The organism is Mariniflexile fucanivorans, assembly GCF_004341235.1.
Classification (GTDB): domain Bacteria; phylum Bacteroidota; class Bacteroidia; order Flavobacteriales; family Flavobacteriaceae; genus Mariniflexile; species Mariniflexile fucanivorans.
In genome coordinates, this window is record NZ_SLUP01000003.1 from 528,409 (window position 1) to 541,232 (window position 12,824).

11 protein-coding genes are annotated in these 12,824 nt (G+C 33.6%); 8 read left to right on the top strand and 3 right to left on the bottom strand.

Annotation, left to right across the window (positions count from 1 at the left end):
• Positions 1 to 30: 30 nt before the first annotated feature.
• The 5 genes from EV196_RS08760 to rluF all read left to right on the top strand — a co-directional run bounded on the left by EV196_RS08760 (position 31) and on the right by rluF (position 4,754).
• A complete protein-coding gene (locus EV196_RS08760; protein WP_132217357.1) occupies positions 31 to 1,575 on the top strand; it encodes a helicase HerA-like domain-containing protein in 1,545 nt (514 codons plus the stop codon).
• Between the two features lie 119 nt (positions 1,576 to 1,694).
• Positions 1,695 to 2,672: a YitT family protein gene (locus tag EV196_RS08765; RefSeq protein WP_132217358.1), complete on the top strand. Its 978-nt coding sequence runs from the start codon at positions 1,695 to 1,697 to the stop codon at positions 2,670 to 2,672.
• Positions 2,673 to 2,695: 23 nt separating this feature from the next.
• Positions 2,696 to 3,058: a cupin domain-containing protein gene (locus EV196_RS08770; protein ID WP_132217359.1), complete on the top strand. Its 363-nt coding sequence runs from the start codon at positions 2,696 to 2,698 to the stop codon at positions 3,056 to 3,058.
• Complete coding sequence (locus EV196_RS08775) at positions 3,059 to 3,883, top strand: alpha/beta fold hydrolase (protein WP_132217360.1); 825 nt, start codon at positions 3,059 to 3,061, stop codon at positions 3,881 to 3,883.
• A gap of 106 nt (positions 3,884 to 3,989) precedes the next feature.
• The gene (gene rluF / locus EV196_RS08780) at positions 3,990 to 4,754 is read left to right on the top strand and encodes a 23S rRNA pseudouridine(2604) synthase RluF (protein ID WP_132217361.1); all 765 of its coding nucleotides are present in this window, start codon (positions 3,990 to 3,992) and stop codon (positions 4,752 to 4,754) included.
• A gap of 2 nt (positions 4,755 to 4,756) precedes the next feature.
• Here rluF and EV196_RS08785 read toward each other — a convergent pair whose 3' ends face one another.
• The 3 genes from EV196_RS08785 to ffh all read right to left on the bottom strand — a co-directional run bounded on the left by EV196_RS08785 (position 4,757) and on the right by ffh (position 7,492).
• A complete protein-coding gene (locus tag EV196_RS08785; protein ID WP_132217362.1) occupies positions 4,757 to 5,635 on the bottom strand; it encodes a bifunctional 5,10-methylenetetrahydrofolate dehydrogenase/5,10-methenyltetrahydrofolate cyclohydrolase in 879 nt (292 codons plus the stop codon).
• 94 nt (positions 5,636 to 5,729) lie between these two features.
• Positions 5,730 to 6,107 (bottom strand): four helix bundle protein, encoded by a 378-nt coding sequence (locus EV196_RS08790; protein WP_132217363.1) that lies wholly within the window; start codon positions 6,105 to 6,107, stop codon positions 5,730 to 5,732.
• A 56-nt stretch (positions 6,108 to 6,163) separates the two neighbouring features.
• Positions 6,164 to 7,492, bottom strand: coding sequence for a signal recognition particle protein (gene ffh, locus EV196_RS08795; RefSeq protein ID WP_132217364.1), 1,329 nt, complete (start codon positions 7,490 to 7,492; stop codon positions 6,164 to 6,166).
• 297 nt (positions 7,493 to 7,789) lie between these two features.
• Between ffh and EV196_RS08800 the strand changes: the two genes are divergently transcribed.
• From EV196_RS08800 to EV196_RS08810, 3 genes are all read left to right on the top strand, one after another.
• Positions 7,790 to 9,934: a cation:proton antiporter gene (locus EV196_RS08800; protein WP_132217365.1), complete on the top strand. Its 2,145-nt coding sequence runs from the start codon at positions 7,790 to 7,792 to the stop codon at positions 9,932 to 9,934.
• A gap of 195 nt (positions 9,935 to 10,129) precedes the next feature.
• Positions 10,130 to 11,398, top strand: coding sequence for a vWA domain-containing protein (locus EV196_RS08805; RefSeq protein WP_132217366.1), 1,269 nt, complete (start codon positions 10,130 to 10,132; stop codon positions 11,396 to 11,398).
• 443 nt (positions 11,399 to 11,841) lie between these two features.
• The gene (locus tag EV196_RS08810) at positions 11,842 to 12,453 is read left to right on the top strand and encodes a hypothetical protein (RefSeq protein ID WP_132217367.1); all 612 of its coding nucleotides are present in this window, start codon (positions 11,842 to 11,844) and stop codon (positions 12,451 to 12,453) included.
• The last annotated feature ends 371 nt before the right edge of the window (positions 12,454 to 12,824 follow it).

Sequence of the window (12,824 nt, forward strand, 5' to 3'; positions counted from 1 at the left end):
AATACCTATTTTTATGCAAAATTACAGTAAATGAATACTAAGGAAACTTTTTTTAATTACATCACAGAAGGTAATGTTTGTAAAGGCGACTTTATCTCGGTGGGTGCTGCTATGTTAAATGGTGAAACAATAACCAATGCATTAGTAAACATCCCTTTAAAAACGATGAATCGTCATGGTTTAATAGCAGGTGCTACGGGTACAGGAAAAACAAAATCACTACAAGTTTTAGCCGAAAATTTAAGCGATAAAGGCATCCCTGTATTGCTTATGGATATAAAAGGCGATTTAAGTGGCATTGCACAACCAAGCCCTGGGCATCCAAAAATTGATGAACGCCATGCGCAAATTGGTATTCCTTTTGAAGCTAAAAGTTTCCCTGTAGAAGTACTAACACTTTCTGAACAAGATGGTGTTCGGCTAAGAGCCACCGTTAGCGAATTTGGTCCCGTTTTATTATCTCGTATTTTAGATTTATCGGATGCGCAATCGGGTGTTGTAGCTGTTATTTTTCAATATTGTGATGATAATAAACTTCCAATTCTCGATTTAAAAGATTTTAAAAAAATACTTCAGTACGCCACCCAAGAAGGCAAAGAAGAATTTGATGATGCATACGGACGTATTTCAACCGCATCAACAGGTGCTATTTTAAGAAAAGTAGTAGAATTGGAACAACAAGGTGCCGACTTATTTTTTGGCGAAACCTCTTTTGATGTTGATGATTTGTTACGTGTTGATAATAGCGGAAAAGGTTATATAAACATCCTTAGGCTTACCGATATTCAAGACAGACCCAAATTATTCTCAACCTTCATGTTGAGTTTATTGGCAGAAATATACTCCACATTCCCTGAACAAGGCGATAGCGACAGACCAGAATTGGTTATTTTTATTGATGAAGCGCATTTAATTTTTGATGAAGCCTCAAAAGCATTACTTAATCAAATTGAAAGCATCGTTAAATTAATACGAAGTAAAGGTGTTGGTTTGTATTTCGTTACTCAAAACCCAACCGATGTGCCTGAAGCCGTTTTAAGTCAGTTAGGTTTAAAAATTCAGCATGCCTTACGTGCTTTTACAGCTAAAGATAGAAAAGCGATTAAATTAACCGCACAAAATTATCCAGACTCTGAGTATTACGATACCACCGAAGTATTAACATCGTTAGGTACCGGTGAAGCTTTGGTATCGGCTCTTGACGAAAAAGGGCGTCCTACCCCACTTGCCGCCACCATGATGCGTGCACCCATGAGCCGGATGGATATTTTAACTGATGAAGAATTGAAAACGTTGAACTCAAAATCGAAATTAGTTAAGAAATATAATGAAACGATTGATAGAGAAAGTGCTTATGAACTTCTAAACAAAAAAATAGAACAAGCGGAAGCAGACGAAGCTAAAGAAAAAGCAAAACAAGAACAAGAAGCGCTTAAAAAAGCAGAATCAAAACAACGTTCCTCAACTTCTTCTAGCAGAAAAAGCACCGCTATGAACCCGATAGTAAAAGTACTTACAAGCGCTACTTTTATAAGGAGTGTTTTTGGTATTTTAACTAAAGTTATGAAGAAATAAAACAAACTCGCGGAAAGCCCACGAAGTTTGAAATTACAAAAACAAAATTCCAAAATCCAAAAAAAAAGGATAACCAAATAAGTCTTGGGGGAATTATTTAAAAAAAGCTGAAGTAATCAATGAACCCAATCATATCTAAATTGTTAGTTGATATTGCTAGAAAGCGACTTCAATCGAAACAAAGAAACAAACCTGTAAGCAAAAAGCAAATCGTTCCATTAGTTAGGAAATTTCAGGTTGAGATTTCGCATGCTATCAAGGAATATACGCTAATAATAATAGGCGTATTTTCAGCTGGATTTGGCTTAAAAGGCTTTTTACTACCCAACCGTTTTATTGATGGTGGTGCTACAGGTATATCACTACTACTTCAAAACGTAACCTCCTGGGACTTAAGTTACTTTTTAATTCTTGTAAACCTACCTTTTTTAATTTTAGCATCTAGAACCTTCAGCTTGAAGTTCGCTTTACGAAGTATGGCTGCCATTGCGTTTTTAGCTTTTGTAGTGCATTTTGTAGAGTACCCAACCATTACCGAAGACAAATTACTCATTTCTGTTTTTGGTGGTTTCTTTTTAGGTTTAGGTATTGGTATGTCCATGCGAGGTGGCAGCGTTATTGATGGTACCGAAGTTTTGGCTATATTTTTAAGCAGAAAATTATCACTTACCATTGGCGATGTCCTTTTATTAATAAATATTTTAATATTTTCGGTTGGTGCTTATATTCTTTCTATTGAAACAGCACTTTATGCCATTTTAACTTATTTAGCCGCTGCAAAAACGGTCGATTTTGTGGTGGATGGTGTTGAAGAATACGTAGGTGTTACCATAATTTCCACAAAGCATGAAGCATTAAGACTCATGTTGACTAAAGAATTACGTAGAGCATGCACCATTTATGCAGGAAAAGGTGGTTATGGAAAAAGTGGAGAAAGCTACGATAAAGATATTATTTACACCATTGTAACCCGTTTAGAACTTGCCAAACTGCAAACCGAAATTGATAAAATTGACAAAAATGCCTTCATCATTATGGGTATTGTTAAAGATTTAAAAGGAGGTATGATCAAGAAGAAACCTATGAAGGATCATTAATAATGAAGAATTTAAAATAAATAATGAAAAATTATATTATTCAAAACAACCCGTTTGTAGTTCCAACAACTGATGGAAAGGTAATAAAAGAGCATTTTGGAATTCCCACCAATAACAATTCAGATATTAGTATTGCCCACATGAAAGCGCCTGCCGGTTGGAGCGAACCTTTTCAAACCCCAGAATTTGATGAGTACACATTTATAATTAGTGGTAAAAAACAATTTATTATTGAAGGGGAAATCATAGTTTTAGAAGCTGGTCAATCCATTAAAATTAACAAAAACACACGCGTTCAATACTCCAATCCGTTTACTGAAGTTTGCGAATACATTGCTATTTGCAAACCTGCTTTTTCTATGGATTCAGTTAACCGTGAAGAATAAATGAACAAATACCTTATTAAAACAATTGGAGGTTTTATTAACCTCATTAGCTACGTTTCTCCTACTTATTCAGCGCAGATAGCCGTCTATTTATTTTCAAAACCAAAAAAAGGAAAAATCACAGAAGTAGAATCTCCCTTTTTAAATACAGCTACTCAAGAAAGTGTTTTTTATAAAAATATTCCCATTGCAACTTATCATTGGAAAGGCTCTAAAGAAACTGTTTTATTAATACATGGTTGGGAAAGTAACGCGTTTAGATGGAAAGACCTCATCGAATTATTGCAAGCTCAAAATTACAACATCATTGCCATAGATGCACCTGCACATGGGAAATCTGGCAATAAAATATTTAATGTTTTTTTATATTCTGAATGTATAAATGCTGTGACATCTCATTATAAAATTGATAGTATTGTAGGGCACTCGGTTGGTGCTACAGCTTCAGCTATTTCATTACATAAGTATCATTCATCTATTAAAAAATTGGTGTCATTGGGTGCGCCTTCAAACTTTACGGGCATCATTAATAATTATATTTTGATGATGGGTTACAACAAAAGAGTTACAGATGCCATGAATACATACTATTTAAACCATTTTGACCATGAACCCGATTATTTTTCTGCTAAAAATTTTCTAAAAGGTATTCAAGCAAAAGGGCTTATCATTCATGACAAAAAAGATAGAATTATATCGTATAGAGATGCTTTAGATATTTCTAAACACTATAAGGATTCTAAACTTATTAGAACGGTTGGCTTTGGACATGGATTAAAAAACGAACAAGTTTACAATCATATTTTAGAGTTTTTAAACGCTTAATTTGTTGTACTTTTGAACCATGAAGTCCAAAATGGGTTTTTAACAACTAAACCATTATTAATATAATTCTTGATGGATTATAAATGGTTTTTGATTTTTTATTCAAATGGAAGTAGAATTAAAACGCATCAATAAATTTTTAAGTGAAGTTGGTTACTGCTCGCGTAGAGAAGCCGATAAGCTTATTGAAGCTGGTAGAGTAACCATTAACGGCGTTATCCCAGAAATGGGTACTAAAATAGCACCAACTGATGTGGTTCAGGTTGATGGAAAAGATATTATCAATACCAATGAAGCTTTTGTTTATTTGGCGTTTAACAAACCAATTGGTATCGTTTGTACAACAGATACGAGTGTTGAAAAAGACAATATCATTGATTTTATTAATTACCCAAAACGCATTTTTCCTATTGGAAGATTGGATAAACCCAGTGAAGGTTTAATTCTTTTAACCGATGATGGTGATATTGTAAACAAAATTCTTCGTGCTAGTAATAATCACGAAAAAGAATATATTGTTACGGTTGATAAACCTATTTCCCAAACTTTTATTGAACGCATGCGCAGTGGTATTCCTTTAGAAGAATTAAAAAAAACCACAAAAAAATGTGAAGTTGAAAAACTAGGCACCTTTGAATTCAAAATCATTTTAACCCAAGGGTTAAACAGACAAATACGCCGTATGTGCGAATACCTAAATTATGAGGTACAAACGCTACAACGTGTTCGGATTATGAATATAAAACTGGATATGCCACTTGGGGAATATCGAGAACTTACCAAAGAAGAATTTAAGGAATTAAATAAACTTCTTGATAATTCTACTAAAGAGTATAAAGCAAAGGCGCCAAGAACCAACAGACGCAAGTAAACTTAATTACTACGTCGTTCTCTAGCCAGCAACGTGTTTTTAAGCAACATGGCAATCGTCATGGGGCCCACACCACCAGGAACTGGGGTTATATAACTCGCTTTTTTACTAACGCTTTCAAAATCGACATCACCGGCAAGTCGGTAGCCACTTGCTTTGGTTGCATCGGGAACACGGGTAATTCCAACATCAATAATAACAACATCTTCTTTAACCATATCGCCTGTTAAAAACTCCGAAATACCAATGGCAGCCACAATAATATCTGCAGCTTTAGTAATTTCAGCTAAATTTTTAGAACGACTGTGAACAACAGTTACTGTGGCATCACCAGCTTTACGTTTCTGACTCATTAAAATACTCATGGGGCGACCAACAATATGGCTTCTACCCATAACCACCACATTTTTACCCGAAGTTTCCACTTGGTAGCGCTCTAACAATTCTAAAATTCCGTAAGGTGTTGCTGGTAAAAAAGTTGGCAAATCTAAAGCCATTTTACCCACATTTACAGGATGAAATCCATCTACATCTTTATCAGGATGCACCGCCATTAAAACCTTTTGTTCGTCTATATGTTTTGGTAATGGTAACTGAACTATAAATCCGTCAATATCATCGTTAGTGTTTAGTTCATTAATTTTAGCTAATAATTCTTCTTCTGATGTATAATCGGGTAAATCTATTAAAGTCGAGTTAAAACCTATCTTTTCACAAGCTTTTACTTTTGCGTTTACATAAGTCATACTTGCACCATCGGTTCCAACAAGAATTGCCGCCAAATGTGGCACTTTTTCTCCGCTAGAAACCATAGCTTTTACATGTTCAGCTATTTCGTCTTTAATATCGTTACTAACTTTTTTACCGTCTAAAATTACCATAATCTTAAGTTTTCAGTCACAGTCGCAGTCACAGTTTTTTACTCGAGATGCTTACTTTTGACTATATTAGTTTCCCGTCGAAGTCACAGTTTACTTACTCATTTCCTGTGTTAACTCCGAATTTGTTTGGATTATTAATCATATAATATACAAGTTTACCAACTTCAATACCTAGTTCGGTTAACTCCAAATGTTTTTCTTTATCTAAATAATTACATGCTAAGGCAAAATCTAACCATGTACTTGTTTCTGAATTTTCGCCATCAGCATCTGTTAGCTTACTCACATAATGTTTTGGGTATATTCTTTTCCTATATGCTTCGGCTATATTTGCGGAAACCGATCTAGAACTTCTTCTTATTTGATCTGTTAAAGAATATAATTCTTCCTTTGGGAAGGATTTAGAAATTTCAAAAATCATCATAGCCAGTTCAAAAGATTTTTGATAAGCTAATAGTTTTTTGAAATCCATAAAATTTAATATTTACCACTGAAAACTGTGACTGAATACTGAGACTGAAAACTAAATTATTTCATCCCTTTCATCATCTGCATCATCTTTTTACCGCCGCCACCTTGCATCATTTTCATCATTTTGCTCATTTGGTCGAATTGCTTTAAAAGCTGATTTACTTGTTGTACAGATGTTCCAGAACCATTCCCTATACGTTGTTTTCTACTTGCGTTTATAATGCTTGGATTTGTTCTTTCTTTTGGTGTCATAGAATGAATAATGGCTTCAATACCTTTAAAAGCATCGTCATCAATATCAACATCTTTTAACATTTTTCCAGCGCCAGGAATCATACCCATAAGGTCTTTCATGTTTCCCATTTTTTTAATCTGCTGAATCTGTTTTAAGAAATCGTCGAACCCAAATTGGTTTTTGGCAATTTTCTTTTGAAGTTTACGTGCTTCCTCTTCATCAAATTGTTCTTGGGCACGTTCTACTAACGAAACCACGTCGCCCATTCCCAAAATACGGTCTGCCATACGTGCTGGATAGAACACATCAATCGCTTCCATTTTCTCGCCAGTACCAATAAATTTAATTGGTTTATTGACTACCGATTTAATAGAAATTGCTGCTCCACCGCGTGTATCACCATCTAATTTGGTAAGGATAACCCCATCAAAATTTAAGACATCGTTAAACGCTTTTGCTGTGTTTACCGCATCTTGCCCCGTCATAGAATCGACCACAAACAAGGTTTCTTGTGGTTGAATGGCTTTATGGATGTTCGATATTTCGGTCATCATCACCTCATCGACAGCTAAACGACCTGCGGTATCTATGATAACTACGTTATATCCGTTTGCTTTTGCATGTGCAATACCTGCTTTTGAAATAGCTACGGGATCGGTGTTTCCTCTATCACTAAAAACCTCTACTCCTATTTGGCCGCCCACAATATGAAGTTGGTCTATCGCTGCTGGTCTGTAAACATCGCAGGCAACTAATAAAGGTTTTTTAGATTTTTTTGTTTTAAGATAATTAGCCAGTTTACCAGAAAAGGTTGTTTTACCAGACCCTTGTAAACCAGACATTAAAATAACGCTAGGTGCACCAGATAGGTTGATACCTGCGGCATCACCACCCATAAGTTCGGTTAACTCGTCTTTTACGATTTTAACCATTAATTGCCCTGGTTGTAACGTTGTTAATACGTTTTGACCAATGGCTTTATCTTTTACTCTTACGGTAAAGTCTTTTGCTATTTTAAAGTTAACATCGGCATCGAGTAATGCGCGACGTACTTCTTTTAAAGTTTCGGCTACGTTTACTTCAGTGATGCTTCCATGACCTTTTAGTACGTGTAACGCCTTATCTAATTTATCGCTTAAATTATTGAACATAGTTCAGTTTTGGTTTTAAAAGTGCAAAGTTAATGATTTGGAGCGTATTATTAACCTTGATTTTTATAAAAAAGACATCTCTTTTTAATGTTAATACACTTTATTGCTTGTTGTGGTTTTGCGCTAGGGATAGTAACGGAAAGCCCACAGCGATCCCGATAGCTATCGGGATTCGCGAGGACTTGCAGTGTATAGCCCGACCCTTGGGTAGCGCCCTAAAAACAAAAGATACAAAATTTTAATTCTAACAAACGGAACAAACCATTTCATATATTTGGCTAAGAAAATATATGGGCTATGTTACTAATAAACGTTTTAGACACCTCCTTACCGTTTACCAATCCGGTATTAAAGTTTCTAATTATTTTAATTATTATTCTTTTAGCTCCTATTCTTCTAAATAAATTAAGAATTCCTCATATTCTAGGACTTATTCTTGCGGGTGCTGTTATTGGCCCTAACGGATTTAATTTACTGCTGCGCGATAGTAGTATTATTTTATCTGGTACGGCAGGTTTGCTATATATTATGTTTCTTGCTGGTTTAGAAATAGACCTAAACGATTTCAAAAAAAACAGATTTAAAAGTTTGTTGTTTGGATTGTATACCTTTTCAATTCCCATGGTTTTTGGAATTTTGGTTGGGGTGTATGTTTTAAAATTTTCAATACTCACATCGGTACTTCTTGCTAGTATGTTTGCATCGCACACCCTTATTGCCTATCCTATTTTAGGCAAATTTGGGGTTGCTAAAAACCGAGCTGTAAATATTGTGGTTGGGGGCACCATGATAACCGATACGCTGGCACTTCTAGTACTAGCCATTATTGTTGGCATGACAAAAGGCACCACGAATTTTGAATTTTGGATGCAGCTTTTTATTTCAGTGATTGTTTTTGGGTTTATTGTATTACATGTTTTTCCCATTGTAGGCCGATGGTTTTTAAAACGCTATCAAGACGCTATTTCACAATATATTTTTGTTTTAGTGATGCTGTTTTTAGGTGCTTTTTTAGCTGAAATTGCAGGTATTGAAGCCATTATTGGCGCTTTACTTTCGGGATTTGCCCTTAATAGATTAATTCCTTCGTCGTCACCATTAATGAACCGTATTGAGTTTGTTGGAAATGCTATTTTTATTCCGTTTTTCCTTATTGGTGTTGGTATGCTGCTTGATTTTAGAGCTTTTTTTACCGATATGGAAACTATTTTAGTAGCGGTTGCCATGTCTGTTGCAGTTACCTTGGCAAAATTTATTGCCGCTTGGAGCACCCAAAAAACCTTTAAATTTTCAGCCGATGAACGCCATCTTATTTTCGGTTTAAGTATTGCGCATGCGGCTGTAACATTGGCCACCGTAACAGTTGGTTATAATATTATTATTGGTGAAACGGCTACAGGAGAACCTATTAGACTTTTAGGCGAAAGTATTTTAAATGGTACGATTATCATGATTTTAATAACCTGCACCATTTCAACCTTTGTGGTTCAAAAAGGCGCGAGAAATTTATCTTTATTTCAATCGACTGCCAAAGATAAAGATGATTATGTTCATGAAGAAAAAATAGTAATTGCCGTTAATAATGTGGAAACGGTTGAAGAATTAATTAATTTAAGCACCATTTTAAAGTCTAAAGAAAATAAAAATTCCCTTTTTGCTTTACATGTTCTTAAAAACAACAGCATGGATGCAAATATTGAAACACGTGCTATTAAAATATTGGACAAAGCCCTACACATAGCATCGGCAACCGACAACCATTTGAACAAGTTATTACGTTACGATTTAAATATTATGAATGGTATTTTAAACGTAGCTAAAGAGCAAAAAGCTACCGATTTAATTTTAGGATTGCACATTAAATCACAAATTTCTGAATCTTTTTTGGGAAATTTAACCGATGGGATCTTATCAAAATGTAACGCCACCAGTTTTATTTACAAATCTTTACAACCAATTTCAACTATAAAAAGACATATTATCATTATGCCAAATAATGTTGAAAATGAAATAGGATTTCCGTTTTGGCTTTTAAAAGTTTGGAACATTGCCTACAATACCGGCGCAAAACTCCTTTTTTATGGCACAGAGCAAACAATAAAGGTGATTGAGAATGTTCATGCGGAACATCCTATTGATGCCGATTTTATAACCTTTAATAGCTGGAAAAACACTAAAGCTTTATCTAGCAACATTAGGATTGATGATAATTTAATATTCATTTTAACCCGAAAAGACGAACCTTCTTACCAAAAAAACATAAAGAACATCTCCATTTATTTAAACCGCTATTTAACATCCAACAGCTTTATTTTAGTTTGCCCATTTATGGAAACCAATACTAAAAGTATGTTAGAATTTAATAACCCATCTCTATTAGAGCCTTTAGAAAAATTGGATGAATTGGGTAAAACTATTGCAGGGGTTTTTAGAAAGAAATAAAATTTTTATTCTTGGTGAAATTTGACTTTGTTATAGATTTCAACTAAATTCGTTCAAGGTTACAGTTAGATTTTCAAACTATTAGTTCTAAACTAATTTTTTGAGTTATAACATTAATCTTGCTAGAGAAGCAAAAAAATATTTTTGCACGCAACCTTTTTACTTTTAATCCATCTAGAATAAAAACACGTTATTATGATACCAATAAACGGATCAATAAGACTCGCTTTAATATCAATTGTAGTATTTATATGGAGTTGTTCAAAAGATGATTATACAATTGAAAATAAAACAGCAACTGGTAAAACAAGTTTGTTTGAGAAGGTAACAGAACCTGAGTCAGATGAAATGAACAGAAGTTTAGATGCAATGTTTTCTGAAGCTTCATTTTCAGGTTTAGCCAGTGGAGATCCAACAACCGGTGATTGGGGAGATGGAAATCCAAATGGACAATTGGAACCAGGAGTTTTAACTGCCGGCGAATGGAGCGACCTTAATAACTGGGATTTCTGGAATAACTTATTAAGCAATCAGGAGTATTATGAGGATGTAAATAAATGGAACCTTAAAGAAATAAAAAGATATAGTTTTGTAGTTTCAGATAAAAATCAATCATTTGTTGCAAATGCTGAAATCACTCTTATTTCGAAAAAAGTAGAAGTTTGGAAAACCAAAACTGATAGTAAAGGGAGAGCCACTTTATGGTCTGATTTAGATTTGGACGGATTAACTGCCCTCATTAAATTTGAAGATACCATAGTGATAGTTGCAGATGTAAAAGCGTATGCAGAGGGCATCAACAATGTGACCATAAACAAAACTATTGACAATAAAAAAATAATGGATATCTATTTCGCAGTTGACGCAACTGGTTCCATGGGTGATGAAATTAATTATTTAAAAGTTGAATTAAACAATGTCATTAAACGGATAAAACAAAACAATCCTTTATTGGAAATGCGTTTTGGATCGGTATTTTATAGAGATAAGGGAGATGATTATGTAACACGTGATTTAAATTTCTCAACAGATGAAACAAGTCTAATTTCATTTATATCAAACCAGTCTGCCAATGGTGGTGGCGATTTCCCTGAGGCTGTACATTCTGCACTAGATGTTGCCATTTCGCAAAATTCGTGGAACGATAATGCTTCTGCTCGCATCATGTTTCTATTATTAGATGCCCCTCCACACTACACACAAGAAGTTATTTCAAGTTTGGAATTAAATTTAATTAAAGCTGCTGAAAAAGGGATTAAGATAATACCAATTACTGCTTCTGGTATAGATAAAGCAACGGAATATTTAATGCGTTCTTTTGCCATATTAACCAATGGAACCTATGTTTTTATAACCGATGATAGCGGAATTGGAAACGACCATCTGGAAGCAACTATTGGAAATTTTGAAGTTGAAAAATTGAATGATTTAATGGTAAGATTGGTTGGTGAATATATTCCTTAAGGTTTAGAAACTACAAACATATTGATTAACTAAAGAGACAATTGTAAAATATACAATACTTTTATTTTAACTAGGAAAGATAAACCTATTTACCAAAAAAAAATAAGAAACATTTCCATTTATTAAGCCGCTATTTAACCTCTAACAGCTTTATTTTGGTTTGCCCATTTATGGAAACAAACACTAAAAATATGGTTGAATTTAATAATCTTCTTTATTAGAGCCTTTAAAAAAATTGGATGAATTGGGTAAAACTATTGCTGTTATTCTTAAGAAGAAATAGATTTCTGATGGGAATTTGACTTTATTGAAAACTTAAACTAACTTCGCTTAAAATTAGATTCAAAAAATTTAAACAATTTCAAGTCAATTTATTGTGTATCAAAACGAAAACGCTTTAAAAATCGATTTTTGATTTTAAAAAAAAATTTTATCTTTAAAAAATGGAAACTAAACTAAAACAAAGAGAGAATGCATGGTTGGCCTTATTAGAAAGTGCCATAAAAGAAGGTGTTAAAATTCAAGTAAACCATCGATTTAAATATAAAAATAGAAGTTTAGGAACTTTTTTAGTATCTGCTAAATCAAGAAAAAATACTGAATTAATAAAAAAAATTGAAAGCTTAGGAGTCAATTTTAAAATGCACAGCAATGAGCCTGAACATTATTTGGAAAGATACATCTTGCAACTTTCAACCGACAAAAAGCCCAATAAGCAACGCTACATTACCAGGTTTAATCATTATGTTTTACCAAAAAAAGAAGACCTAAAAGAACAAACAATCAATAAACTAAACAAGGTTTGGAAAAAGAAATTTGGAGAAATTAGGAAATGGACAAAACCTGAGACTGTACTTGATAAAATTCATCAATGGAAAGAATTCCGGTATAATGAAAAAATAAATCCGGAGGGAAAGTGGATTGACACTAGGAAAAATATGGGTAAATTATACGGTTGGGTTTATGTAAGAAAAAGAGATAAACAAAAAATGAGCTTAATTTTGGAGCATTTTAATAAAAAAGAAATATCCGAATTACAAAAAGAAGGATTTTAAATAAGCACGAACGCAAAATAAAGTATATAAAAAATGGCTATTTTGTGCTTAATTATGGTTAGTTGCGTGTTTATTAGCTTCAGATTTTTCTTCAGAAAATCTTTGCACATAAACACGCAACTTTACATAAACTAAATTCCCAATAAACCTCCTACCCCAATTAACCTTCAAAATTTCAATTTTAACCAAAGTAACTGCTACTTTGTTTGGTTCATTAGTTAAAATTTATTCCTGTGTAACAGCAACAAAACCAGCCTTTAAAAGTTAACAATCAACCAATTACCAAATTTAAACTTGTTTTTTTAGACTACACATTCATTCTAAAAATAAGATGATTCTTATAAAGAAAGCAACTTTCAACGAAAAAATCC